This is a genomic window from Rhizobium aouanii, assembly GCF_037002925.1.
Lineage (GTDB): Bacteria > Pseudomonadota > Alphaproteobacteria > Rhizobiales > Rhizobiaceae > Rhizobium > Rhizobium aouanii.
The window spans coordinates 37,045-61,551 of sequence record NZ_JBAMYD010000011.1 but is presented as its reverse complement, the minus strand read 5'-3'; the positions used below and the strand labels follow the sequence as shown (position 1 = coordinate 61,551).

Below are 24,507 nucleotides of genomic sequence, written 5' to 3'. Positions count from 1 at the left end.
GGTTTCAGGCCGTCTTGTCTTTCGATAGACCGACGCGAAGATCGGCCGCCTGATATATGGTCTCGCCGTCCGCTTTTAGCCAGCCGTCGGCGGTGCCGAGGACCAGACGGCCGCGCATGACACGCTTGAAGTCGATGCCATATTCGATCAGCTTCGTCTGTGGCCGGACCATGCCCTTGAATTTCACTTCGCCGGTCGAAAGCGCCATGCCGCGGCCTTCTTCGCCGAGCCAACCCAGAAAGAAACCGGTCAGCTGCCACATGCCGTCGAGACCGAGGCAGCCTGGCATGATCGGATTGCCTTCAAAATGGCAGGGAAAATACCAGTCGTCCGGGCGTACGTCGTATTCCGCCCTGAGGTAGCCCTTATCGAAGGTGCCGCCCGTTTCGGAAATCTCCGTGATGCGGTGAACCATCAGCATGGGCGGCAGGGGCAGCTGCGCATTGCCGGGGCCGAACAGCTCGCCGTGCGCGCAAGCGATGAGTTCTTCATAGGAGAAGCTGGACTGTCTGGTCGTCATAAAGTTTCTTTTCCCCCCGCGTCAAGCCGATGGATGTGAACGTGTAGTCCAAGTTCTTCAGAAAATGAAGCACAAGCAAGGCAGCTTCATTCATCGCCCCGGACCAGGCTTGCGCCATTATTTGGTGGTCGCATACAGGAAGGCTAGGGCTGGGACCAGACCTATTTGCGTCAAAAGCCCGTTTTTGCCGCGTTTATCAGGCTCTCCTCCCCATTGAACTATTGAAAGGCTCCGATGCAAAAGTTATACCGCTTAAAGAAACATGATTGCTTTATGCCAGAATAACCGGAGTTGGTTTTGATGACGGGTGCATTCCCGATCGCAATAGAGGTAAGGCTGCGCGGTGCAGGCCTGCGCCCCACCCGCCAGCGCGTCGCGCTCGGCGACCTCCTGTTTGCCAAGGGCGACCGGCATTTGACCGTCGAGGAACTGCATGAAGAGGCGGTTGCCGCCGGTGTGCCGGTGTCCTTGGCAACCGTCTACAACACGCTGCATCAGTTCACGGAAGCCGGTCTCATCCGCGTTCTCGCCGTCGAGAGCGCCAAGACCTATTTCGACACCAATGTTTCCGACCATCACCATTTCTTCGTCGAAGGCGAGAACGAGGTGCTCGACATTCCCGTCAGCAACCTGACGATCGCCAATCTGCCGGAACCGCCTGAGGGCATGGAGATCGCCCATGTCGACGTGGTGATCCGGCTGCGGGCGAAGCAGGGCTGACGACATCTCTAAAGCGCGTCGCGATCTTTCAGATTCGCTCCTCGCGCTTTAGATCTCTGTTTTTATGCATGTCGTTGTCCCAAAACCGCTGCGCACTTTTGGGCGAGACGCATTAGGCTTCACATGATATCGTCGGGATGCCGGCCGGGCTTGTGCCTGTAGGTCGGGAAGGTCCAGCCGAACCACAGGGCTCCACCGCGCACCGCAAAGGCCGCCACGACGCCGCAGGCTGACGCAAGATAGAGCTGCATTCCAAGTGCATTGGCGAGCGTGAACACGCTGGCGCCGATGAGGGCTGCGGTCACGTAGATTTCCGGCCTCAATAGCACCGAAGGCTCGTTTGCCATCAGATCGCGCAATATACCGCCGAAGGTCGCCGTCAGCGTGCCGGTGACGATCGCAATCGTCGGCGAACCGGTGGCGGCGAGGCCCTTGGCGGCACCGATCACGCAATAGGCGGCAAGGCCGATCGCATCCAGCCAGATCAGCAGCCGATAGCGCGATTCCAGCAGATGGGCGGTGAAGAAAACGATGACGCCGACGATGCAGCAGACGAGGATATAGGCGGGGTTCAGCACCCAGAAGACCGGTACGCGGCCGAGCACGATGTCGCGCACGGTGCCGCCGCCGGTTCCCGTCACCATGGCAAAAAACAAAAAACCGATCAGGTCCAGTTGCTTGCGCGAGGCGGCAAGTGCGCCTGTCGCGGCAAACAGCGCAATGCCGGCATAATCGAGATAGACGAGCAGAGACATGCGAGCCCCGAACCGGCGGAAGTTTTGCGGAATCAATCACGGCGGCAAGGGCGGCGCAAGGCGGCGCGGCCATAAAGCTGGAGTCTTTGATTTAATGCATGTCGTTGTCCCAAAACCGCTGCACAGTTTTGGGCGACATGCATTGGGAGCCTTTATCCAAAGAGGAAAGCCGTGAAAACGCTGGTGCTCGCCGTTCTGAATATCGTCCTGCTGCTTGCCATGCCGGCTGTCGCCCTCAGTCAGCAATCGCTGATCTCCGACCCTGAGATCTACGAGAAGAAACATTTCCAGGAGCAGTGCAAGACGGCCGAGTTTGCCGACGGCTTCATCATCCGGCAGGACATCAACAATGACGGCCTGATCGATGCGGTGGTCAACGAGGGCCAGTTGACCTGCGACGGGCAGAAGGGGCCGCAATGCAATGACGACGGCTGCACCTATAATTTCTACCTGCAAGTTGCCGAAGGCGGTTATTTCATGATCGCGACGGCACAGATCTATGGCTACGATTTCGTCCAGCGCTTCGGCAACATGGTGCTGGCGATGAAGATGCATCCGCGCTTCTGCGACCGCACCGAAGGTGATCCCTGCACCGTGACGGCACGCGTCCGCGGCACGAAATTCGTCACCATCTCGAAGAAGTAAATCTTAGAGCCGTTCCTTCCTGGAAGCGCGGAACCGCTCTAGCCTTTTGTTTTGACGCAATTCCCGGCAAAAGCGCTTCGCGCTTTGCCTGGAAAAACCGCTTCGCACTTTTCCTGGATTTGCTCTATTGCGGATAAAGCTCCGACGTGCGGCCGGCGAGATAATAGCCGACCAGGCCGTACCATTCGCGGATCGCCGTCGCCATGTTCTGCGCATTGAGGTTCGGCTGGGTGAAATCAAACCCAAGGCTCACCTGGCCGTCGCTGCGATAATCGGTCGGCCAGGGCACGATATCGATGCCGAGCTTGCGAAAGATGCCGACGGAGCGCGGCATGTGGAAACCCGATGTGATCAGCAGGCAATTGGAAAGCCCCTGGCTTGTCAGGAATTCCTTGGTGTTGACAGCGTTTTCGAAGGTCGTGCGCGATTGCCTCTCCTCGATCAGGCGATCCCTGCCGACGCCGAAGAGCGGGAAGAAACGCTCGGACGCCGCCGCATCGCCTTCGTAGATGCCCGAAATAGAGCCGTCGCCGCCCGATACCAGGATGCGCGACTGCGGAAATTTCTGCGCGAGCCGCAAGGCTTCGACGAAGCGGTCGGCCGCGGCGTTGAACTCGATGCCGTGACGCACCGTATTCACCTCGTTTTCGAAGGCGCCGCCGAGCACGATCATGCATTGCAGGCTATCGGGATCGGCGGCGGGCTTTGCGAAGCGCTGCTCGAGACCCTGCATCAGCAGGTTGCCGGCCGTGGTGTAGAGCGTGACGAAGAGGATGAGGGCTGAACCCGTTGCGCCGAGGATACTTAAGATACGCCAGCGCAGAAGGCCGGCAATGAGGGCCAAGAAGACGAGGAAGAATGCCAGCGACAGCGGCTGAGCGAAAATCCAGACAAGCTTCGAAATCAGGAACAAGACCCACTCCTTGAGGATTGGCGGCGATCCTTCCTATCCGATTCGACGGTGACAGGAATGCGACGGTTTTATTTCGCGCGCGTGATGGCCGATCCGCTCGGTGCGACCTTCTGATTGAAGCGGCGCTGAAGCGGCCGCGGGATGAGCATGGCGGCAAGTGCAAGCACCATGGCGAAAAGGGAGACCAGCCACAGCGCATGCGCGCCCGTTAGCCGTGTCAGGACGGCCCCGGCGATTGCGCCGAGCACCATGCCGCCCCAGGGCACGATCTGGATCGTCCATTCGACACGACGATCGCCGATGATCCAGCGGCCGATACCGCGGCCGAAACGCGACAGGGCGCCGGTCACATAGGTCAGCCCGATCGGCAGGCCTTCAATGTGCTCGACGGCAGCGTTCACCATGCCCATGGAAAAAACGATCATGTAGAACCGCACAAACAGCATGTTCTGCACTGTCATCATCGAGGCGAGCGCCAGAACCAGGCTGACGCAGCCGAGCACCACAAAGATGCGGCGCTCGGAGACATGGGAGATGACGACGCCAGCCGCATTGCCGAGCACGAAAATGACAATGGCGGAGATCAGGATCGCGGCGTGATAAAGATTGCCCTCGCTCAAGGCGAGTGCTGCCCGCGTCGTGTTGCCCGTCATGAAGGAGACGAAATCGCCGGTCAGCAGAAGACCGGTGGCATCGGTCATGCCGGCCAGAAACGAGATCGAGCCGACAAGGGCGAGCCCGGTCAGGGTTCGTCGTGTCCGGATGATGCGGCGGCGTCTTGCTCTGGTCATTGGCTGAGGGTCCTGGAGCCGAATCGCTGAGATTGCGGCAACAAATATACATCGTCCTATTGAGGAATTGGCAAAGGCGATTGGAAGGGGTGGGCGGCACTTGAACGGCAGGATATTTTTCGGTCGCCGGTGGCCGGTCGGCGTTGCGGAACTGTTCTGTCCGGTACCTTACGGAGATCAAAATATCGAAGGCTCCTTCCCAACAATGCCCTTTGCCGAACGCATTCCACCACTGCCTCCCCGGCATCTTCGTGCTTTCCGTCGCTTTGGGAGAGGTCTGCCGATCAGCCGAAACGACGTGTTTGTCCGATATCGCACAGCAACGATTCGCAGGGTCGGGACTTTCCTTCTCATCCCAGGAGAGAAAAAATGGTGCCCCTATCTGCACTACCTCCGGCGCTTTGCAGCAAAGAAAACATCCCCGATCGAGTCGGAAATTGTCGAGCTGACTCCGGCGTTGTGCGCATTTGCCCGAAGATTCTTGCGCAGTGAGGACGACATCTCGTGCAGGAAACGCTGCTGAAGGCGTTCAATTCGATTCGGCTCTACCATCCCGGCACCTCTCAAATCCTGGCTCTTTACCATCCTTCGAAATACGTTCTGCACCAATTGCCGTCGCCGACACTGCGATCACGATCGCTCCCATCTTGTGATGGATTAGCCGATAGCGCACAGGCTGGCCGGGATGACACAGGACGTATTCCGTTTTTGGAACTCTGAAGAGAGGCTTTCCCCTCCATGAGCAGGGACTTTCCCGTGCAAGGTTTCTGGGAATTTTCAGGACTCGAGAATGTTATCCGATGCTTATCGCCGGTCCTTGGTTCGCCCCGATGATGTTCGACGAACCGGGCATCGGCTATCGCGTCGTCGGTGAACTTTATGAGTCTGGCGACGATACGATAGCAAGGCTGGATCGGCTCGAATCCTTCGGCAGGGCTGGCAACCTGTGCGTGGCGATAGACGTGGAGCCGGTCGCCGGCGGGCCAATATGCAGAGCCCTGGCATACATGAAATCACGGCACCTCGCCGAGCCCGTTCACTCGAATTATCTGCGAGTCTACGAAGACAGACGGTTTATTCCGTTTGACCGGAGGGGTTGAGGCGCTTGTGGCCGGCCTAACAATGAAAGGCTGGAAGGGTTGCCCGAAACGGACGCGACAAAACCCTGGCGACGCCACCGTCGATATGAAGCGGATTGAGCGACGGCCATCGTCGCAATGCGAGGCGTGCATGCGACCTTCCGGATTTGACGCGAGATGGCTAGAGTCTTTTCTTTGCGAACGCTCTGCCTGAAGCCGACTTCAGATATTTCTCGAAAGCGAAGGCCTGCGCTTCATCGGAGAAAGCGAGATAGGTCTTGAGAGACCCAAGGAAGATATTTCGAGGTGTGAGAAACCTCGCCGGCGTTGTGTTTTGCCAAGCGCGACTTCAGGTCACTCGTCACGCCAACATAATAGCGATCCGGAAATTCAGTGCTATGGAGAATGTAGACGTACTTCATGGAAGGATCATAGCCCGCCTACGTTGCTTCGCAACTTCGGCGCGGCAGCCTCCGCTTCCTTCTCGCTCTCGTCCCGTCAAGCCTTCCGGCTTGCCGAGCCGAAGCTCGAAGAGCGTAGGCTGGTGGAGCTAAGCGGGATCGAACCGCTGACCTCTTGCATGCCATGCAAGCGCTCTCCCAGCTGAGCTATAGCCCCATCAGGGTGGTCCGGCTCGGGGCCGGTCCTGGGATGCTCCTCAAGGCGCGTGCCCTGCGGAGTGGCGGCTTATTACTTCCGGATTCCGGAGATAGCAAGCCTAAAAAATCTGGCCCGGAGAATTTTTTCCTCGCCGGGCCGAAATGCGGTCTCAGACTTCGTCGTCGTCGCCGGTCACGCCGATGATGTCGCTCATGTCGTCATCATCGTCATCTTCGTCGGGTGTGAGGAAGGTATCGTCGTCGTCGTCGCCTTCGATTTCGACATCGTCATCGCCGATATCGGGGATGTCGTCACCGCTGGCGGCGTCATCGGCATCTTCCAGCGAAACCAGTTCGACTTCGGTGTTTTCAGTATCGACTTCCGCGACCTCGTCTTCCTCGGCAACTTCGGCGATCGCCGAGGTTTCTTCGAAGAAAGAGAGGGGATAGGATTTGCCGGTATAAGGAGAGACGATCGGATCCCGGTTCAGATCATAAAACTTCTTGCCGGTTTCCGGATCGGTACGCTTGGTTCCAAGTTCCGCTTTCGCCACTATAAGCCTCGTGTGAATGACCGAATGCAGGATTCGGCAAATGCCGATCAAGCCGGCGTTCCATCGGAATTTATAAGCCGGTCCCCTTAATCGCTGTGGCTTCCCATGTCAAAGCCAAACTTTGCGATCCGGGCGCCGGGTTTTTGGCAAGCTGACGGATGACCGCCCGGCACGTTTATGTTAACGAGCCGCAACAGCTGCAAAAGCGGACGGGAATTGCGACCGACCAAGCCTATCTTGCAGCAAAAATAGACTGCGTTTGCAAAGGATTACGCATGCTGCACGGCTCTGCGCCCAGGCCCGCCACCGCCCGCAAATCCGCCGGCCTTACGGGCAGCGTCCGTATTCCGGGCGACAAGTCGATCTCGCATCGTTCCTTCATGTTCGGCGGGCTTGCTTCCGGGCAAACCCGGATCACCGGCCTGCTCGAGGGCGAGGACGTGATCAATACCGGCCGGGCAATGCAGGCGATGGGCGCCAGAATTCGCAAAGAGGGAGCGCAGTGGGTGATCGACGGCACCGGCAACGGCGCGCTGCTTGCGCCTGACGCGCCGCTCGACTTCGGCAATGCCGGCACCGGCGTACGGCTGACCATGGGCCTCGTCGGCACCTACGACTTTCACTCCACCTTCACAGGCGACGCCTCGCTTTCGAAACGGCCGATGGGCCGCGTGCTCGATCCGTTGCGCGAAATGGGCGTGCAGGTCAGCGCCTTCGAAGGCGACAGGCTGCCGGTGACGCTCAAAGGGCCGGGAACGCCGAGCCCGATCCGCTATCGCGTGCCGATGGCATCCGCCCAAGTGAAATCGGCCGTGCTGCTTGCCGGCCTCAATACGCCTGGCATCACCACGGTCATCGAGCCGGTGATGACGCGCGACCATACCGAAAAGATGCTGCAGGGTTTTGGCGCCGCCCTTTCCGTCGAGACCGATAGCGAGGGTGTGCGCACAATCCGGCTCGAAGGCCGCGGCAAGCTGGCGGGCCAGGTGATCGACATTCCGGGCGATCCCTCCTCCACCGCCTTCCCGCTGGTTGCGGCGCTGCTTGTCCCCGGCTCCGACATCACCATCGTCAACGTGCTGATGAACGCGACCCGCACCGGGCTGATCCTGACGCTGCAGGAGATGGGGGCCGATATCGAGGTGGTGAATGCGCGTCTTGCCGGCGGCGAGGACGTGGCGGATCTGCGCGTGCGCCATTCCGAGCTCAAGGGCGTGACCGTTCCCGAAGATCGGGCGCCGTCGATGATCGACGAATATCCTATTCTGGCCATCGCTGCCTGTTTCGCCGAGGGCGCGACGGTCATGAAGGGGCTGGAGGAACTGCGCGTCAAGGAATCCGACCGCCTTTCCGCCGTTGCCGATGGCCTGAAACTCAATGGCGTCGACTGCGACGAAGGCGAGGGTTTTCTCGTCGTGCGCGGCCGGCCTGACGGCAAGGGCCTCGGTAACGCTGCCGACGGCAGGGTCAGCACACATCTCGACCATCGCATCGCCATGAGCTTCCTTGTCATGGGGCTTGCCTCGGAGCATCCTGTCACGATCGACGACGCGGCGATGATCGCGACCAGTTTTCCGGAATTCATGCAGCTGATGACCGGCCTTGGAGCGAAGATCGAGGAGGTGCCGGAATGATCTACCGGCCGCGGCAATTCCGCGAAGACGAACTCATTCGCCGTTTCGGCGCGCTGCCGCAGGATTGATCGTATGACGAACGAGACCTTCACCATCGCCATCGATGGCCCGGCGGCAGCGGGCAAGGGCACACTCTCGCGCCTCATCGCAGAGCGCTACGGATATCACCATCTTGATACCGGCCTGACCTATCGCGCCACGGCCAAGGCGCTGCTCGATGCCGGCCTGCCGCTCGACGACGAGGCGGTAGCGGAAAAGATCGCGCGAGAGGTTGAACTCGCTGGATTGGATCGCGATATACTTTCCAAACATGAGATCGGTGAAGCCGCATCGAGGATAGCCGTCATGCCGGCGGTGCGCCGGGCGCTGGTCGAGGCGCAGCGGCGGTTTTCGGCAAAAGCGCCGGGAACCGTGCTCGACGGGCGTGATATCGGCACGGTCGTCTGCCCGGATGCACCGGTGAAGCTCTATGTGACGGCGTCGCCGGAAGTCCGCGCAAGACGCCGTTATGACGAGATCCTCGGCAAAGGCCTGACGGCGGATTTCGATGCGATCTTCGAGGACGTCAAGCGGCGCGACGAACGCGACATGGGACGGGCCGACAGCCCTTTGAAACCAGCTGATGATGCGCACTTGCTTGATACGTCGGAAATGAGTATAGAGGCCGCGTTTCAAGCTGCTCAATCGATCATCGATGCGGTCTTGAGCCGAAATGCCTAAATTCAAGCGATTTTGCGTGCTCTGAGCATGGATCGCTTCTAATACAGCAAGCCTGAAATTCCGTCCAAGCGCCGGATTGCCTTCGTAAGAGAGGGCGGACTGGGTTCAGGCCCGTTCAACGCAAACCAACCGGCGCATACGTGTCCGCTTCCGTTTCAGGACACGCAGGAGATTTTATGTCAGTAGCTACCCCCTCCCGCGAGGATTTCGCGGCTCTTCTCGAAGAGTCCTTTGCCAAGAACGACCTGGCCGAAGGCTATGTCACCAAGGGCATCGTCACGGGCATCGAGAAGGACGTCGCCGTTGTCGACGTCGGCCTGAAGGTTGAAGGCCGCATCGCGCTCAAGGAATTCGGCGCGCGCGCCAAGGACGGCCTGTTGAAGGTCGGCGACGAAGTCGAAGTTTACGTGGAGCGCATCGAAAACGCGCTTGGCGAAGCCGTTCTGTCGCGCGAGAAGGCTCGCCGCGAAGAAAGCTGGGTCAAGCTCGAAGCCAAGTTCGAAGCTGGCGAGCGCGTCGAAGGCGTGATCTTCAACCAGGTCAAGGGCGGCTTCACGGTCGACCTCGACGGTGCGATCGCCTTCCTGCCGCGTTCTCAGGTCGATATTCGTCCGATCCGCGACGTGACCCCGCTGATGCACAACCCGCAGCCCTTCGAAATCCTCAAGATGGACAAGCGCCGCGGCAACATCGTGGTTTCGCGCCGTACGGTTCTGGAAGAATCCCGTGCCGAGCAGCGTTCTGAAATCGTTCAGAACCTCGAAGAAGGCCAGGTTGTCGACGGCGTCGTCAAGAACATCACCGATTACGGTGCGTTCGTCGACCTCGGCGGCATCGACGGCCTGCTGCACGTCACCGACATGGCATGGCGCCGTGTGAACCATCCGTCGGAAATCCTGAACATCGGCCAGCAGGTCAAGGTTCAGATCATCCGCATCAACCAGGAAACCCACCGTATCTCGCTCGGCATGAAGCAGCTCGAGAGCGATCCGTGGGATGGCATCCAGGCCAAGTATCCGGAAGGCAAGAAGATTTCCGGTACCGTCACGAATATCACCGACTACGGTGCATTCGTCGAGCTGGAGCCGGGCATCGAAGGCCTGATCCACATCTCGGAAATGTCCTGGACCAAGAAGAACGTTCACCCCGGCAAGATCCTGTCCACGAGCCAGGAAGTCGAAGTCGTCGTTCTCGAAGTCGATCCGTCCAAGCGCCGTATCTCGCTCGGCCTCAAGCAGACGCTGGAAAATCCGTGGGCAGCATTCGCCCGCAGCCATCCGGCCGGCACTGAAGTCGAAGGCGAAGTCAAGAACAAGACCGAATTCGGCCTGTTCATCGGCCTCGACGGCGATGTCGACGGCATGGTGCACCTCTCCGACCTCGACTGGAACCGTCCGGGCGAACAGGTCATCGAGGAGTTCAACAAGGGTGACGTCGTCAAGGCCGTCGTTCTCGACGTCGATGTCGAGAAGGAACGCATCTCGCTCGGCATCAAGCAGCTCGGCAAGGATGCAGTCGGCGACGCCGCTGCTTCTGGCGACCTGCGCAAGAATGCAGTCGTTTCCTGCGAAGTGATCGCGGTCAACGACGGCGGCGTCGAAGTGAAGCTCGTCAACCACGAGGACATCACTTCCTTCATCCGTCGCGCCGACCTCGCCCGCGACCGCGACGAGCAGCGCCCCGAGCGCTTCTCGGTCGGCCAGGTGTTCGACGCCCGCGTGACCAACTTCTCCAAGAAGGACCGCAAGATCATGCTGTCCATCAAGGCTCTGGAGATTGCGGAAGAGAAGGAAGCCGTTGCCCAGTTCGGTTCGTCCGACAGCGGCGCTTCGCTCGGCGACATTCTCGGCGCAGCTCTGAAGAATCGCGGCGGCGAATAAGCCTCGCATCCGCCTTTGAATTGAAGAACCCGCCGGAGCGATCCGGCGGGTTCTTCATTTTCAGGCTTTAGAAAAAGCTATTCCCAGCCGACCATGCGCTGATAGAGGGCATAGACCGGATCGGCGGCCGCGCCTGCCGGCTGATGAGCCACCGGTTCGGCATCGATCATTCTCGGGGTCCTCCGCGCGGGTGCGGCGTCGGTCTCTTCGCCGTCGGGCTCGGCATCCTCGCCGCCGGACTGCGCCTGCTGCTCGTCCTGATTCTGATCCTGTGGGGCGCCGTCGCGATGGTGCTGGTGCTGGTGGTGGGTTTCGCCTGCCTTTTCGTTCGACAGGATATCCTTGGCGAACTGATAGGGCAGCTGGGTGTAGGCAAGTCCCTCCGGCATTCTTGCCGCCAGCGGCACATAGGGGGATTCGATCGTCTCCGGGAGCGGCATCATTTCCGCTCGGGCGGAGACTTCCCTCGGCTGGCGGGTCTCGACAACCAAGGGCGGGATATCCGGCTGCGACGGGCGAAGCGCTGTGGTCTGGCGGACGTCCGGCGCGGCAAGTTCCACCGGCTGCTTAGTCAAGCTCCCGGTTGCCTCGCTGATGACGGCGTCATCGAGGATCGTATCGATTTCCACCGCCGCCTCGACGGGAACATCCTCCAGCACGGTTTCGATTTCCTGCTCGCGGATGAGGGTGGCGATCATCTCCGAGGCTTCTTCGGTCATGGAAGCGACGATCCCTGCCCAGTTCCTGGGAATGAGGGGATCGGCCTTGTCGGACACTATGCGGGGCTGAACGGCCGATTGCTCCACCGCTTCCTGCGTATCCTCGATTTTGTCCAGATCCGTTGACAATAATTGCTGGGCTTCGATCTCCTGCGGCAGGGATTCTTCCGCGGCGACTTCCGCTGCCGCCACCGGGGCAGGCTGGGCCGGGGCTTCTTCAGGCTGTGGCGTTTCCGGATCGGCGGCCTCGACAGTTTCGGCGATCAGCGGCTCTTCGGCAGTCACGAGCGCTGCAGCCTCGGTCAGCGGAGCGACCAATACCGGCACCTTTTCCGCCAGCTGGCGCGTGGCGGCAGCCGGCCTGTTGTCCTCATGCAGCTGGATTTCGGGGCGGGCTTCGGCGCGCATCGGCGAGGCGTCGTTCTGGCGATAGGAGCGCACGACGGCGCGGGCGGCGAGATCGCGATCCTTGTAGCGAACGATTTCCAGATAGGCGACGATGCGGGCGGCTTCCGGGCCTGTCGGGTTTTTCAGAGCTTCGGCAATGGTCCGCAGCGGCAGACCGTGGCCTTGCGCGGTCAGCTGGCGCTCGACCTCGTCGATTCTCGCGGCCGGCAGCCGCCGGATCGCATCGGCAAGCCGGGAGGCGAAGGCAAGATTGCTCTCGTCCTCGCCACGATCCAGCGAGATCGAGCGGCCTGCTGCATCGATGACATCGAAAAGGGCTTCGACCATGCGCTCGCGCGCCGCAAGGAGCAGAATATTGAGCTTGCCGGCAATGGCGGAATTGAGGTCTGCGGCTTCGACGGCGTTGACAGGCGCAGGGGCAATCACCGAGTGGCCGAGACCACTGGCGACGATCGCCGCTGTCTGACCCTGGGACGAAAAGCTTGCATTGGACGCTGCACGAACGGGAGTCAACATGGCATGCTCCTTTCGTAAAGTGACGATGAAAGCAGGCTCTAGAAAAGGACCGCGCTCATCCGGTCCCCTTGCATCCCAGCAGATCCTCCTGTCCGCATGACGCAGTTCCGGCGTCATCGAATGCATAAAAATTAACAGGAATGTTAATAAACAGGCGTTAATGAATCGCTAACGGCCGCGGACAAGTCTGCCGCCCGGTTATTAGCAAACGCAGAATGAAAGCAATTCGCTCAGCTGTGGGCGAAGATATCGGCCTCTTCCCAGCCGAGCAGGTCGAGCTTGGCGCGGGTCGGAAGGAATTCGAAGCAGGCCGTCGCATGATCATAGCGGCCGTCGCGGATCAGGCGCTCCGTCAGCTTGTCGCGCAACGCATGCAGATAAAGCACGTCGGAGGCGGCATATTCGAGCTGGGCCGGAGACAGCCTCTCGGCCGCCCAATCGGAGGATTGCTGCGCCTTGGAGACGTCGACGTCGAGCATCTCCTTGAGATTGTCCTTGAGGCCGTGGCGATCCGTATAGGTCCGGATCAGGCGCGAAGCGATCTTGGTGCAGAAAACCGGGGTCGTCGTGACGCCGAAGGTATGGAAGAGCACGGCAATATCGAAGCGGCCGTAATGAAAGATCTTCTGATGGGTCGGGTCTTCGAGCAGGGCGACGAGATTGGGCGCCTCTTTCTGACCGGCGGCGATGCGGATGATATCGGCGGTGCCGTCACCCGGCGAAAGCTGGACGACGCAGAGCCGGTCACGGCGCGGCACCAGGCCAAGCGTTTCGGTGTCGATCGCAATCGCGCCGGTGTAGCGGGCGGCATCGGCCGCGGAAATATCGCCTTCGTGGTAACGTATGGTGGCCGCCATGAGACTGTCTTTCGTACGAATGCATCTCTTTGGGCTATAGCGCAAAGGCGCAGAGTGCGAAACCGCTTTGCTGCGGTAGAGCGCCATGTGTCCTCTGGACGCACAAAGGACGCTCTACCTTTTTTAATCTTCGCATCGCGCTTTCCGGAAATCGATTTCGATTTTTTCGGGCCGAGGCGCTGCGGTTCAGAATGTCGGCGGCGTATTGATCCAGAGAAGCACGGTTTCGCCATCGTGACGGTTACGCCAGGAATGGTCGCGGCGGCTTTCGAAATAGAGTGAATCGCCGGGGCCGAGATCGAAGAACTGATCGCCGTCGAGCACCAGTTCGAGCCGGCCGGACAGAACATGGATGAATTCCTCGCCCTCGTGGCGATAGGCGCCCTCGCTGGCAGCACCCGGCGCCAGCACGAAACGATGGCAGTCCATCATCCGGCGGCCTTCGGCGAGAAGCTGCACCGTGACACCCGGCGTTGTTTCCGGCCACTTGCGCCATTCGCCGGCGCGCACCAGCGCCGGTACCTCCCCGCTTTCTTCACCTGAGAGGCGGGAGACGGTGGTGCCGTAATACTCTGCCAGATCGTGCAGCGTCTTGAAGCTGATGCCCTGCGAGGTGCGCTCCAGCGTCGAGAGCGTCGACGAGGTGACGCCGATGTCGCCGGCCACCTGATCGAGTGTCTTGCCGCTCGCATGGCGCAGGCTGCGGAGCTTGCGGCCGAGGCCGGTATCCTGGCTTGCCTCGGCGCTATCGGCGGAAGGTTCCTCGCTCTCCAACGCCTCGCGGATTGCCGCGGGATTGAGCCCGCGCTCGACACGATACCAGGAGATGCGCTTCAGCCGCGCCACATCGTCGGCGCTGTATTGCCGATGGCCGGTTTCGGAACGACCGGGAACCACCAGACCCTGGCTTTCCCAGAGACGCAGCGTCGAGGCCGAAACACCCGCCAGCCGCGCGGCTTCCGCCACCTTGTAGCGCACAGGCCCGTTATCGTTCATCCGCCAATATCCCTGATTCCAATCGCCCCAGAGCTTTCATAAAAAACGTGATGTTTGAAGCAAAAAATGCCGCTTGCTTTCTTGCAGGAAAAATGTAGGAGTTTTATATGCATCTTGCAGAAATTATACAAGATAACTTTCAAACCCTTTCAGTGCAGGAGCCACCGATGACCGCGACAAGCCTTACCGACCGGAAGAATGCAGCCATTTCACGCGGCGTCGGCATGACGACCCAGATCTATGCCGATCGCGCCGAGAATGCCGAGATCTGGGACAAGGAGGGCCGCCGTTACATCGATTTCGCCGCCGGCATCGCCGTTCTCAATACCGGCCACCGCCATCCCCGGGTCATCGCAGCGGTCAAGGATCAGCTCGAACGCTTCACCCATACCTGTCATCAGGTGGTGCCCTATGAAAGCTACGTGCATCTTGCCGAACGGTTGAACGCGCTGCTGCCGGGCGATTTCGAGAAGAAGACGATCTTCGTCACGACGGGCGCCGAAGCGGTCGAGAACGCCGTCAAGATCGCGCGTGCCGCAACCGGCCGCTCGGCCGTCATCGCCTTTGGCGGCGGCTTCCATGGCCGCACTTTCATGGGCATGGCGCTGACCGGCAAGGTCGTGCCCTACAAGGTCGGCTTTGGCGCGATGCCGGGCGACGTCTTTCATATTCCCTTCCCGGTCGAGCTGCACGGCGTCACCGCCGATCAGTCGCTGGCGGCGCTGAAGAAGCTTTTTGCCGCCGATGTCGATCCGCAGCGCGTCGCGGCCATCATTATCGAGCCGGTACAAGGCGAAGGCGGCTTCTATTCCGCACCCGCCGCCTTCATGAAGGCGCTGCGCGAGCTCTGCGACCAGCACGGCATCCTGCTGATCGCCGACGAGGTGCAGACCGGTTTTGCACGCACCGGCAGGATGTTCGCGATGGATCATCACGAGGTGGCGCCCGACCTGACGACGATGGCAAAGAGCCTGGCCGGCGGCTTTCCGCTCGCCGCCGTCACCGGCCGCGCCGCGATCATGGATGCGCCGGGACCGGGCGGGCTCGGCGGCACCTATGGCGGCAATCCGCTTGGGATCGCCGCTGCCCATGCCGTGCTCGACGTCATTGTCGACGAGGATCTCTGCAACCGCGCCAACCTGCTCGGCGGACGGCTGAAGCAGCGGCTGGAATCGTTGCGCGAGACGGTGCCGGAGATCGTCGATATCCGCGGGCCGGGCTTCATGAACGCCGTCGAATTCAACGACCGGACGACGGGACTGCCGAGCGCGGAATTCGCCAACCAGGTGCGGCTGATCGCGCTCGACAAGGGCCTGATCCTGCTCACCTGCGGCGTCCATGGAAACGTCATCCGCTTCCTCGCGCCGATCACCATCCAGGACGAGATCTTCGGCGAAGCCCTCGATATCCTCGAGGCCTCGATGCTCGAAGCAAGCGCGGGCCGTTAAGCGCACCCTAGAGCGGTTCAGCTTTTCAAGGAAGCGCAGAACCGCTCTAACTTTTTGTTTTACGCAATTCCGGACGGAAAACCGCTGCGCACTTTTCCTGGAATTGCTCTAGCCGGATTTCAATGGCTGCCGGCAACGGCAGCCGCACTCCCAAGGAGGATATGACATGGCTTTCACCAGCGCACTGACCAGACACGTTCCCTTCTCCTCGCCCTTGCTGCGCGATGCCGGCTATATCGACGGCGTCTGGACATCAGGCGATGCCACAAAGACTTTCGACGTGCTCAACCCGGCAACCGGCGAGCTGCTCGCCTCGCTGCCCGATATGGGTGCGGCCGAGACGCGGGCGGCGATCGATGCGGCCCATGCCGCCCAGCCGGGTTGGGCGGCCCGTCCGGCCAAGGAGCGAAGCGCGATCCTGCGCAAATGGTTCGACCTGATGGTCGCCAATGCCGATGAACTCGCCGCGATCCTGACCGCCGAAATGGGCAAGCCGTTCCCGGAAGCACGCGGCGAGATCCTTTATGCCGCGGCCTATATCGAATGGTATGCGGAAGAGGCCAAACGCATCTATGGCGAGACGATCCCCGCGCCTTCCGACGATAAACGGATGATCGTCATTCGGCAGCCGGTCGGCGTCGTCGGAACGATCACGCCGTGGAATTTCCCGGCAGCGATGATCACCCGCAAGATCGCCCCGGCGCTTGCCGTCGGCTGCACCGTGGTCTCGAAGCCCGCCGAACAGACGCCGCTGACGGCGATCGCGCTTGCCGTGCTCGCCGAGCAGGCAGGCATTCCGTCCGGCGTCTTCAACGTCATCGTCGGGGTCGACGGTCCGGCAATCGGCCGCGAGCTCTGCGGCAATGAAAAGGTGCGCAAGATCAGCTTCACCGGCTCGACCGAGGTCGGCCGTATCCTGATGCGGCAATGCGCCGACCAGATCAAGAAGGTGAGCCTGGAGCTCGGCGGCAACGCGCCCTTCATCGTCTTCGACGATGCCGATCTGGACGCTGCCGTCGAAGGCGCGATCGCCTCGAAATACCGCAATGCCGGCCAGACCTGCGTCTGCGCCAACCGCCTCTACATCCAGTCGAACGTCTATGACGCCTTTGCCGCCAAGCTCGCCGCCAAGGTCGCCGAGATGTCGGTCGGTGACGGCTTCGAGCCGGGTGTCGTGATCGGGCCGCTGATCGATGAACAGGGCCTTGCCAAGGTGGAAGACCATGTCAGCGACGCGCTTGCCAAGGGCGCCAAGGTGCTGACCGGCGGCAAGCGCATCGACGGCGCCGGCACCTTCTTCACACCGACGGTGCTGACCGGCGTTGCGCGCGGCATGAAGGTGGCGCGCGAGGAGACCTTCGGGCCGGTGGCGCCGCTCTTTCGCTTCGAGACGGTCGAAGATGTCATTGCCCAAGCCAATGATACGGAATTCGGTCTTGCCGCCTATTTCTTTGCTGGCGACCTGAAGAAGGTCTGGCGGGTGGCGGAAGCGCTGGAATACGGCATGATCGGCATCAATACCGGCCTGATGTCATCCGAGACGGCGCCCTTCGGCGGCATCAAGCAATCCGGCCTTGGCCGCGAAGGCTCGCGGCACGGCGCCGACGACTATCTGGAAATGAAATATCTCTGCATCGGCGGCGTTTGATCCGCCGCCTCATGGCGCAAGACACCCAACGACACGCGGCATTGCGCCGCGTGTCGTCAATAATGCGGCGGGCGGGTGATGCCAGGTGCCTCCAGCGACTGCTCCTCCAGCGACAGGAAGCGTTCGGTCAGCCGGTCGAGCTTGGTGCGCATCTGCTCGACCGTTTTCCATTGCTCGGCGAGCTGATCGGAAAGCTCTTCGATCGTCTTTGCCTGGTGGGCCAGCATTTCTTCCAGCCGGGTGATGTGGTTCGTCTCGTCGGACATCGATGCTCCTTTGCCGAAACCGGCACAGATGGTTCTCCCAAAGCGGAAATAGGTCGCCGCGTCAATGCTTTCCATGCCCGGCGCGGCCACGCGCAAAACTGTACCGTTTGGTTACTAAAAGACCTTGCCGCGCCTGATGTTGTGGGGTAGGCCGTTATCCATCAGGGAGGAATACTGATGGATGCAGGAAACGGCTTTCTTCATCCGGACCGGCTTTTTCCGGCTGATCCGGCAACACGGACCATCGCGCGAGACCTCTACGAGACGGTGCGCAATCTTCCGATCGTCAGCCCGCACGGGCATACCGAACCCTCCTGGTTCGCCGACGACAAGCCCTTCGAAGATGCGGCCTCGCTGCTGGTCATTCCCGATCACTATCTCTTCCGCATGCTGCACAGCGTCGGCGTCACCTTGGACGAGCTCGGCGTGCCGCGGCTCGACGGCAAACCGGTGGCAACGGGACGGGCGATCTGGCGGACTTTTGCCGCGCACTACCACCTTTTCCGCGGGACGCCGTCGAGCCTCTGGGTCGACCACGCCATGTCGGCCGTGCTCGGTTGCACCGAGCCGCTGACGGCTGATAATGCCGATGCGCTCTACGACCATATCAATGCCCAGCTTGCCCTTCCCGAATTCCGCCCGCGGGCGCTGCATCAGCGATTCGGCATCGAAACGATCGCGACGACGGATGGAGCGCTCGATCCGCTGGCGCATCACCAGAAGATGGCGGCCGACGGCTGGATCGGCAAGGTGCGCACGACCTACAGGCCGGACAGCGTTACCGATCCCGATGCCGTCGGCTTCCGCGACAATCTCATCAAGTTCGGAGAGATCACCGGCACTGAGGTCACGCGTTGGGACGGCCTGATCGAGGCGCATCGGCGCCGGCGCGCCTATTTCCGCCAGTTCGGCGCCACCGCGACCGATCACGGCGTGCCCACGGCCTTCACCGCCGATCTGCCGCTGGCGGAAAAACAGGCGCTGCTCGACAAGGCGCTGAAGGGTCCGCTTTCGGCCGAGGATGCCGAGCTCTTCCGCGGCCAGATGATGACCGAGATGGCCGGACTTTCGGCCGAGGACGGCATGGTGATGCAGATCCATGCCGGCTCGAGACGCAATACCGACCGCGGCCTTTTCTCGACCCGAGGCGCGAATATGGGCGCCGATATTCCGACACGCACGGACTGGGTCGGCGGCTTGAATGCGCTGCTATCAAAATATGGCCACGAACCGGGTTTGCGCGTGCTGCTCTTCACGCTCGACGAGACGACCTATGCACGCGAGCTGGCGCCGATGGCTGGCCATTGGCCCTGCCTGATGATCGGCCCGCCGTGGTGGTTTCACGACAGCCCGCTCGGCATCCGCCGTTACCTCGACCAAGTCGTCGAGACGGCGGGTTTTGCCAATATGGCGGGTTTCAACGACGATACGCGCGCGCTGCTTTCGATCCCGGCCCGGCATGACGTCTGGCGCCGCGAAGTCTGCCGCTTCCTTGCCCAGCTCGCCGCCGAGCACCGGCTTTCCAAGCGGGAAGCCGAGATCGTCGCAGGCGAGCTCTCTTATGGCAATGCAAAGAAGGCTTACAAGCTGTGACCGAACGACTGCAGACCCTTTCAGGCCTCGCTCCGGCAGCGAAGCTTCCCGCCTATGACCGCAACCAGCTGAAAAGCGGCATCCTGCATCTTGGGCCGGGCGCCTTTTTCCGCGCGCATTTCGCGCCGTTTACGGATGCTGCGCTCGCAGCCGCAGGCGGCGACTGGGGCATCGAGATAGCAAGCCTGCGCACGCCCGATGTCGCTGACAATCTGAGCGCTCAGAACGGGCTTTATACGACGCTGATCCGCGACAGCTCGGGCACGACGGCTGAGGTGATCGGTTCGATCCTGAAGGCGCATGTGGCGCCGCGGGATCCGGCTGGCCTGCTGGCGCGGCTCGAAGATCCCGCTATCCGCATCGTCAGCATGACGGTGACGGAAAAGGCCTATGGTTTCGATCCGGCAACCGGCGGCCTCGACCTGAAGCACCCCGATATCGTCGCCGATCTCGCCAGCCGGCATGCGCCGCGCGGCGTCATCGGTTACCTCGTCGAAGGCCTTGCGCGCCGCCGGCAGAAGGGGATCGTGCCCTTTACGCCGCTCAGCTGCGATAACCTGCCGAGCAACGGCGCGGTTCTGAAACGCCTCGTGCTCGAATTCACCTCCCGCATTGATCCCGGCCTGCATCGCTGGATCGAAGCGAATGTGCCCTTCCCTTCGACGATGGTCGACCGCATCACGCCGGCAAGCACCGAAGCGACCTATGCCGATGCCGAGCGGCTCACCGGCCGCACCGACATGGCGGCGGTCGAGACAGAGCCTTTTACGCAATGGGTCATAGAAGATCATTTCGCCAATGGCCGGCCGGCCTGGGAAAAGGTCCGCGGCGCGCTGATGGTCGAGGACGTCTCGGCCTACGAAAAAATGAAGCTGCGGATGCTGAACGGCGCCCATTCGCTGCTCGCCTATCTCGGTTACATCGGCGGCTATGAATTCATCCGCGACGTGATGGACGATGCAGCCCTGGCAGCACTTGCCTACCGCCACATGCATGCGGCCGCGCGTACGCTCGATGCGGTTCCGGGCATCGATCTCGATGCCTATGCCAGCGAATTGATAGCGCGCTTTGCAAACAAGGCGATCGCACATCGCACCTATCAGATCGCCATGGACGGCACGCAGAAACTGCCGCAGCGGCTGCTGGAGCCGGCAAGCGAGGCGCTGGCGCATGGCGACAGGGCGGAGACCTATGCGATCGCCGTTGCAGCGTGGATGCGCTATGCGATCGGCGAGCACGGCAATGGTGAGCGCTACGAATTGCGCGATCCCCGTGCTCGCGAAATTGCCGCTCTCATTGCCGATATCCCGCGCACCGGCCTGGCGATCTCGGCGGCTCTCTTCACCCTTCCGGGACTTTTCCCGGCGGCTTTGACAGGCCACCGGGCATGGACGCAGGATGTGGCTGACAAGCTGGAGATCCTGATCCAGGACGACCGGTTGCCGCTGTTCTGAGGTTGGGGACTTCTCTGGTGAAGAGGGGGCGGCGCACGGCATGGCCCTCTCCCTCCGTCATCCCTGTGCTCGTCACAGGGATCCAGTGCGCCTAAGTCCTTGGGCGCGAGAAACTCTATCCAGGTCGTAAAGAGTCTTTCACCGCGCCGACGCGCGGTGGCTGGATTCCTGTGACGGGCACAGGAATGAGGGAGTTCGGGGTTACCGGCTCTTCTCAACCACATCGGATGGTCAAGCCTTCACCCGCGCCATATCGGGATCATAGAGCGGCGACAGCGATACTTTGCAGGGGATGCGTTCCCGCGCGACGTCAAGCTCATAGGTGCCGGAGAGCACGAAATCCTCAGTCACGCCGTCGGGGCTGCGGACGTAGCCGTAGCCGATCGGCTTGCCCAGCGTATAACCGAAGCCGCCGCTCGACAGCCAGCCGACGCGCTTGCCGTCGCGATAGATTGTTTCGCGGCCGAGCAGCACGGCATCGGCATCCTCCGGAATGAAGCAGGCGAGGCGCTTCTTGACGCCTCCCGAAAGCTGCTGCTCGATCGCCTCACGGCCGCGGAAGGGAATATTCTTCCGCATCTTCACCGCCCAGCCGAGACCGGCTTCAATAGGCGTATGGTCGGGACCGATATCCGACCCCCAGGCGCGATAACCCTTTTCCAGGCGGCAGCTCTCGATCGCGCGATAGCCGGCATTGACGAGGCCGAGTTCGCCGCCTGATGCCATCAGCACGTCGTAGACCGTGGTCGCATATTCAACGGGAATATGCAGTTCGTAGCCGAGCTCACCGACATAGGTGATGCGCAGCGCCCGCACCGGGCAGCCTGCAATGCCGATGGTCCTGACCTTGCCGAAGGGGAAGGCCGCATGCGAGACGTCGCTACCCGTCACCTTTTCCAGCACGGCGCGGGAATTCGGTCCCATCAGCGACAGCACGGAATAGGCGGATGTGACGTCGACCAGCTCGGCCTGCATCGCCGCCGGGATATTGCGTGCGATCCAGTCGAAGTCATGGGTGGCAAAGCCGGTACCGGTGACGATGTAATATTCGTTCTCGGCGATGCGGGCGACCGTCACGTCGCATTCGATGCCGCCCTTGTCGTTCAGCATCTGCGTGTAGATGAGCGAGCCGACCGGCCTTGCGACATCGTTGGAGGCGATCCAGGACAAGGCTGCCTCGGCATCCCTGCCCTTCAGCACGAATTTGGCAAAGGAGGTCTGGTCGAAGATGACGGCCGCCTCGCGCACCGCCTTGTGCTCGCGGCCGACGGCGTCGAACCAGTTCTGCCTGGTGTAGCTGTAGATATCCTTCGGCTCCTCGTTGGCGAAGAGATCGGCAAACCAGTTCGGCCGTTCCCAGCCGAGCTTTTCGCCGAAACAGGCGCCCTGCGCCTTCAGCCGGTCGTAGAGCGGCGACTTGCGGCAGGGGCGGCCGCTTGAATGTTCCTCGAACGGCCAGGCCATGGTGTAATGTTTGCCATAGGCTTCGAGCGTGCGTGTCCGCACCCAGTCGGTATCGAAATGCGGCCGGCCGAAACGGCGGATATCGACTGGCCAGAGATCATAGGGCGGTTCGCCCTTCGTCACCCATTCGGCAAGCGCCATGCCGGCGCCACCGGCAGAGGCGATGCCGAAGGCGTTGAAACCGGCGCCAACGAAGAAATTCTTCAGCTCCGGCGCCTCGCCGAGAATGAAGTTGCCATCCGGCGTGAAGCTTTCCGGGCCGTTCAGCAGCTGCTTGACGCCGACATTTTCCAGCGCCGGAACGCGGCCGAGCGCCTGTTCCATGATCTGCTCGAAATGGTCGTAATTACTGTCCAGCAGCGTGTAATGGAACCCTTCGGGGATACCGTCCTTCGCCCAGGGAATGGGGGTCGGCTCGTAGCCGCCCATGACGATGCCGCCGACCTCTTCCTTGTAGTAGGTCAGGCGATCGGGATCGCGCAGCGTCGGCAGGTTGGAGGGCACGCCGAAGGATTCGGTAATGATGTATTGATGCTCGACGGAGACCAGCGGCACGTTGACGCCGAAGCGGGCGGCGAAGGCGCGCGTCCATTGGCCGGCGCAGACGACGACGCGCTCGCATTCGATGCGCCCTTGCGCTGTGACAACGGCACGAATCCTCCCCTTGTCGATTTCAAGGTCGAGGACTTCGGTATCCTCGAAGATTGAAACGCCCGACATGCGGGCGCCCTTTGCCAGCGCCTGGGTGATGTCGGAGGGATTGGCCTGGCCGTCGGTCGGGAGGAAGGCAGCGCCAACGAGATCGTCCACAGTCATCAGCGGCCAGAGATCGAAGGCTTCCTGCGGTGTCAGCAATTGCATTTCGAGGCCGAAGGACTGGGCGGTGGTCGCCTGGCGCCTGACCTCGGTCCAGCGTTCCTCATTGCAGGCAAGGCGCAGGCCGCCATTCATCTTCCAGCCGGTGCCGAGGCCCGTTTCCTCTTCCAGCCGCTTGTAGAGATCGACGGAATAGCCAAGAAGCTGGGTGATGTTGGCGCTGGTGCGCAGCTGGCCGACGAGGCCGGCGGCGTGGAAGGTGGTGCCCGAGGTAAGCTTCTTGCGCTCCAGCAACACGGTATCGGTCCAGCCGAGCTTGCCGAGATGATAGGCTGTCGAGCAGCCGATGATACCGCCGCCGATGACCACGGCTTTCGCCGTCTTCGGTAATTCCTTCGTCATTTATCGGTCCTGTTCAAAGGCTTGATAGGCGCGCTCGAAGCGCGCGAGATTTTCGGCCGTATAGCCAGCGTAATCGAAATCGATGGTGGAATGGATTTCCGAAATCATGCTCCAGAGCGTCTCGCGCAGCAGCGAGGCACATTTCATCGCGGCATAGCGCCTGCTGAGATCATCGGTCAGCGGCCGGTCGAAATAGGTCTCCAGCATCGTGTGCTCGGCCGCTTGCGAGAACTCGTTGTTGGAGGCCAATCCGCCAAGATCGAAAAGCGGCGTGTTGAAACCGGCATAGTCCCAGTCGATCAGCCAGAGCCGCTTGCCGTCATCGAGAAAGTTGGCGGCCAGCAGGTCGTTGTGGCCGAAGGCGATCTCGAAAGGCCCTGCCGCTTCTTCCAGCGTCTCAGCCCTGCCGACGAGCCCCGGCAGCAGAGGAAGATAGCTGCTCGCCGACGCCTTCAGATTGGCGGCGTAATCGCGGATGACGTGGAAGACCCAGAAGATCATCGCCTGGCCGCGGTAATGCCGGGCGATGTCGCGATGGCAGGCGCGCACCAGCGGCAAGACCCGGGCGAGCATTTGCGGCGTCCTGATATCCTCCGGCGAAAGCGCCCGCGCCTCGATATATTCGAGCACCAGCACGCCCGGCGAATGATGGATGATAGCAGGCGATATGCCGGCGGCATGCGCCGCGCGGCTTGCGGCAAGCTCGTTCTGCCTGTTGATGTGATGGATCGGAATATCGGTACCGAGCCTGACCACGCAACGCGCGACAGCATCGCTGACCAGATAGTTCCTGTTGGTGATGCCGCCTGCTATCGGCGAGATTGCGATCGGCCCCTGCCAGATGCCAAGCGCATGAATCCTATCTTCAGGCGTCATGCTCAACCCCCCGAGCATGATGCCGAAAAGTGTAAGCGGTTTTCGGACGACATCATGCTCTAACTATATAATGCAGAACAGAATTCAGATTTTAGGCCGACCCGGCTTAAAATCATCCTGTTCTAGCGGCCCCTCGTGAAAATGATGGGCCAGAGGAGGATCGGCTGTCAAGCAGCCACTACAGCGCCGCGCATCTTTTCAGACGCGCAAAGGACGCTGTAACACTTTTGAATT

General features: G+C 61.2%; 21 protein-coding genes, 1 tRNA gene and 2 pseudogenes. 11 read left to right on the top strand and 13 right to left on the bottom strand.

Translation table 11 applies throughout. The features are described from left to right. Positions 1-4: 4 nt before the first annotated feature. A complete protein-coding gene (gene fabA / locus V8P77_RS19730) occupies positions 5-520 on the bottom strand; it encodes a 3-hydroxyacyl-[acyl-carrier-protein] dehydratase FabA (protein WP_011649939.1) in 516 nt (171 codons plus the stop codon). Between the two features lie 300 nt (positions 521-820). On the opposite strand from fabA, the gene irrA reads away from it, so the two are divergent. Beyond that, positions 821-1,240, top strand: coding sequence for an iron response transcriptional regulator IrrA (gene irrA / locus V8P77_RS19725; protein ID WP_003544303.1), 420 nt, complete (start codon positions 821-823; stop codon positions 1,238-1,240). 119 nt (positions 1,241-1,359) lie between these two features. On the opposite strand, the gene V8P77_RS19720 is transcribed toward irrA, so the two are convergent. Beyond that, a complete protein-coding gene (locus tag V8P77_RS19720) occupies positions 1,360-1,995 on the bottom strand; it encodes a trimeric intracellular cation channel family protein (protein ID WP_335913891.1) in 636 nt (211 codons plus the stop codon). A 171-nt stretch (positions 1,996-2,166) separates the two neighbouring features. On the opposite strand from V8P77_RS19720, the gene V8P77_RS19715 reads away from it, so the two are divergent. Next, complete coding sequence (locus V8P77_RS19715) at positions 2,167-2,640, top strand: hypothetical protein (protein ID WP_028743597.1); 474 nt, start codon at positions 2,167-2,169, stop codon at positions 2,638-2,640. 124 nt (positions 2,641-2,764) lie between these two features. On the opposite strand, the gene V8P77_RS19710 is transcribed toward V8P77_RS19715, so the two are convergent. Together V8P77_RS19710 and V8P77_RS19705 are read right to left on the bottom strand one after the other, a co-directional pair. Then, the gene (locus tag V8P77_RS19710; protein WP_335913890.1) at positions 2,765-3,553 is read right to left on the bottom strand and encodes a YdcF family protein; all 789 of its coding nucleotides are present in this window, start codon (positions 3,551-3,553) and stop codon (positions 2,765-2,767) included. A gap of 68 nt (positions 3,554-3,621) precedes the next feature. Further along, positions 3,622-4,344, bottom strand: coding sequence for a YoaK family protein (locus tag V8P77_RS19705; RefSeq protein WP_335913889.1), 723 nt, complete (start codon positions 4,342-4,344; stop codon positions 3,622-3,624). A gap of 382 nt (positions 4,345-4,726) precedes the next feature. On the opposite strand from V8P77_RS19705, the pseudogene V8P77_RS19700 reads away from it, so the two are divergent. Beyond that, positions 4,727-4,966 (top strand): annotated as a pseudogene (locus V8P77_RS19700) (sigma factor); the annotation flags it as partial. Positions 4,967-5,060: 94 nt separating this feature from the next. Further along, positions 5,061-5,444 carry a gamma-glutamylcyclotransferase family protein gene (locus V8P77_RS19695; protein WP_335914047.1) on the top strand — a complete coding sequence of 128 codons (384 nt, stop codon included), beginning with the start codon at positions 5,061-5,063 and terminating at the stop codon, positions 5,442-5,444. Between the two features lie 160 nt (positions 5,445-5,604). Here V8P77_RS19695 and V8P77_RS19690 read toward each other — a convergent pair. From V8P77_RS19690 to V8P77_RS19680, 3 genes and pseudogenes are all read right to left on the bottom strand, one after another. Further along, positions 5,605-5,845, bottom strand: a pseudogene (locus tag V8P77_RS19690) (GIY-YIG nuclease family protein). A gap of 120 nt (positions 5,846-5,965) precedes the next feature. Next, positions 5,966-6,041, bottom strand: a tRNA-Ala gene (locus tag V8P77_RS19685). Between the two features lie 151 nt (positions 6,042-6,192). Next, the gene (locus tag V8P77_RS19680) at positions 6,193-6,576 is read right to left on the bottom strand and encodes a TIGR02300 family protein (protein WP_028757143.1); all 384 of its coding nucleotides are present in this window, start codon (positions 6,574-6,576) and stop codon (positions 6,193-6,195) included. A 275-nt stretch (positions 6,577-6,851) separates the two neighbouring features. On the opposite strand from V8P77_RS19680, the gene aroA reads away from it, so the two are divergent. From aroA to rpsA, 3 genes are all read left to right on the top strand, one after another. Continuing rightward, a complete protein-coding gene (aroA, locus tag V8P77_RS19675) occupies positions 6,852-8,210 on the top strand; it encodes a 3-phosphoshikimate 1-carboxyvinyltransferase (RefSeq protein ID WP_335913888.1) in 1,359 nt (452 codons plus the stop codon). 72 nt (positions 8,211-8,282) lie between these two features. Beyond that, positions 8,283-8,930: a (d)CMP kinase gene (gene cmk / locus V8P77_RS19670; protein WP_335913887.1), complete on the top strand. Its 648-nt coding sequence runs from the start codon at positions 8,283-8,285 to the stop codon at positions 8,928-8,930. Positions 8,931-9,106: 176 nt separating this feature from the next. Continuing rightward, complete coding sequence (rpsA, locus tag V8P77_RS19665; protein ID WP_003544285.1) at positions 9,107-10,810, top strand: 30S ribosomal protein S1; 1,704 nt, start codon at positions 9,107-9,109, stop codon at positions 10,808-10,810. 77 nt (positions 10,811-10,887) lie between these two features. Here the strand turns inward: rpsA and V8P77_RS19660 are convergent, their stop codons facing one another. The 3 genes from V8P77_RS19660 to V8P77_RS19650 form a co-directional block, all read right to left on the bottom strand. After that, positions 10,888-12,453 (bottom strand): hypothetical protein, encoded by a 1,566-nt coding sequence (locus tag V8P77_RS19660; protein WP_335913886.1) that lies wholly within the window; start codon positions 12,451-12,453, stop codon positions 10,888-10,890. 230 nt (positions 12,454-12,683) lie between these two features. Continuing rightward, positions 12,684-13,310: a ribonuclease D gene (locus tag V8P77_RS19655; protein WP_025396583.1), complete on the bottom strand. Its 627-nt coding sequence runs from the start codon at positions 13,308-13,310 to the stop codon at positions 12,684-12,686. 186 nt (positions 13,311-13,496) lie between these two features. Continuing rightward, positions 13,497-14,306, bottom strand: a complete 810-nt coding sequence (locus V8P77_RS19650; RefSeq protein WP_335913885.1) for a MerR family transcriptional regulator — start codon at positions 14,304-14,306, stop codon at positions 13,497-13,499. Positions 14,307-14,473: 167 nt separating this feature from the next. Here V8P77_RS19650 and V8P77_RS19645 point away from each other — a divergent pair, with 167 nt between their 5' ends. Further along, the gene (locus V8P77_RS19645) at positions 14,474-15,754 is read left to right on the top strand and encodes a 4-aminobutyrate--2-oxoglutarate transaminase (RefSeq protein WP_335913884.1); all 1,281 of its coding nucleotides are present in this window, start codon (positions 14,474-14,476) and stop codon (positions 15,752-15,754) included. Positions 15,755-15,920: 166 nt separating this feature from the next. After that, a complete protein-coding gene (locus V8P77_RS19640) occupies positions 15,921-17,402 on the top strand; it encodes an NAD-dependent succinate-semialdehyde dehydrogenase (RefSeq protein WP_335913883.1) in 1,482 nt (493 codons plus the stop codon). 56 nt (positions 17,403-17,458) lie between these two features. Here V8P77_RS19640 and V8P77_RS19635 read toward each other — a convergent pair whose 3' ends face one another. Further along, complete coding sequence (locus V8P77_RS19635) at positions 17,459-17,668, bottom strand: SlyX family protein (RefSeq protein WP_064250150.1); 210 nt, start codon at positions 17,666-17,668, stop codon at positions 17,459-17,461. A 177-nt stretch (positions 17,669-17,845) separates the two neighbouring features. Between V8P77_RS19635 and uxaC the strand changes: the two genes are divergently transcribed. Next, positions 17,846-19,261 (top strand): glucuronate isomerase, encoded by a 1,416-nt coding sequence (uxaC, locus tag V8P77_RS19630; protein WP_335913882.1) that lies wholly within the window; start codon positions 17,846-17,848, stop codon positions 19,259-19,261. Then, positions 19,258-20,715: a mannitol dehydrogenase family protein gene (locus tag V8P77_RS19625; protein ID WP_335913881.1), complete on the top strand. Its 1,458-nt coding sequence runs from the start codon at positions 19,258-19,260 to the stop codon at positions 20,713-20,715. Before uxaC ends, V8P77_RS19625 begins: the two co-directional genes overlap by 4 nt. Positions 20,716-20,946: 231 nt before the next feature. On the opposite strand, the gene V8P77_RS19620 is transcribed toward V8P77_RS19625, so the two are convergent. Together V8P77_RS19620 and V8P77_RS19615 are read right to left on the bottom strand one after the other, a co-directional pair. Continuing rightward, positions 20,947-23,397 (bottom strand): GcvT family protein, encoded by a 2,451-nt coding sequence (locus V8P77_RS19620; protein ID WP_335913880.1) that lies wholly within the window; start codon positions 23,395-23,397, stop codon positions 20,947-20,949. Next, positions 23,398-24,273 (bottom strand): phosphotransferase, encoded by an 876-nt coding sequence (locus V8P77_RS19615; RefSeq protein WP_335913879.1) that lies wholly within the window; start codon positions 24,271-24,273, stop codon positions 23,398-23,400. Positions 24,274-24,507: the final 234 nt, after the last annotated feature.

Excerpts from the sequence above, each read along its gene's own strand:
- V8P77_RS19655 (WP_025396583.1), bottom strand. The coding sequence starts at position 13,310 with ATGGCGGCCACCATACGTTACCACGAAGGCGATATTTCCGCGGCCGAT.
- V8P77_RS19640 (WP_335913883.1), top strand. The coding sequence starts at position 15,921 with ATGGCTTTCACCAGCGCACTGACCAGACACGTTCCCTTCTCCTCGCCC.
- V8P77_RS19635 (WP_064250150.1), bottom strand. The coding sequence starts at position 17,668 with ATGTCCGACGAGACGAACCACATCACCCGGCTGGAAGAAATGCTGGCC.
- cmk (WP_335913887.1), top strand. The coding sequence starts at position 8,283 with ATGACGAACGAGACCTTCACCATCGCCATCGATGGCCCGGCGGCAGCG.
- V8P77_RS19650 (WP_335913885.1), bottom strand. The coding sequence starts at position 14,306 with ATGAACGATAACGGGCCTGTGCGCTACAAGGTGGCGGAAGCCGCGCGG.
- irrA (WP_003544303.1), top strand. The coding sequence starts at position 821 with ATGACGGGTGCATTCCCGATCGCAATAGAGGTAAGGCTGCGCGGTGCA.
- V8P77_RS19660 (WP_335913886.1), bottom strand. The coding sequence starts at position 12,453 with ATGTTGACTCCCGTTCGTGCAGCGTCCAATGCAAGCTTTTCGTCCCAG.
- V8P77_RS19720 (WP_335913891.1), bottom strand. The coding sequence starts at position 1,995 with ATGTCTCTGCTCGTCTATCTCGATTATGCCGGCATTGCGCTGTTTGCC.
- fabA (WP_011649939.1), bottom strand. The coding sequence starts at position 520 with ATGACGACCAGACAGTCCAGCTTCTCCTATGAAGAACTCATCGCTTGC.
- V8P77_RS19615 (WP_335913879.1), bottom strand. The coding sequence starts at position 24,273 with ATGACGCCTGAAGATAGGATTCATGCGCTTGGCATCTGGCAGGGGCCG.
- aroA (WP_335913888.1), top strand. The coding sequence starts at position 6,852 with ATGCTGCACGGCTCTGCGCCCAGGCCCGCCACCGCCCGCAAATCCGCC.
- uxaC (WP_335913882.1), top strand. The coding sequence starts at position 17,846 with ATGGATGCAGGAAACGGCTTTCTTCATCCGGACCGGCTTTTTCCGGCT.
- V8P77_RS19620 (WP_335913880.1), bottom strand. The coding sequence starts at position 23,397 with ATGACGAAGGAATTACCGAAGACGGCGAAAGCCGTGGTCATCGGCGGC.
- V8P77_RS19645 (WP_335913884.1), top strand. The coding sequence starts at position 14,474 with ATGACCGCGACAAGCCTTACCGACCGGAAGAATGCAGCCATTTCACGC.
- V8P77_RS19705 (WP_335913889.1), bottom strand. The coding sequence starts at position 4,344 with ATGACCAGAGCAAGACGCCGCCGCATCATCCGGACACGACGAACCCTG.
- rpsA (WP_003544285.1), top strand. The coding sequence starts at position 9,107 with ATGTCAGTAGCTACCCCCTCCCGCGAGGATTTCGCGGCTCTTCTCGAA.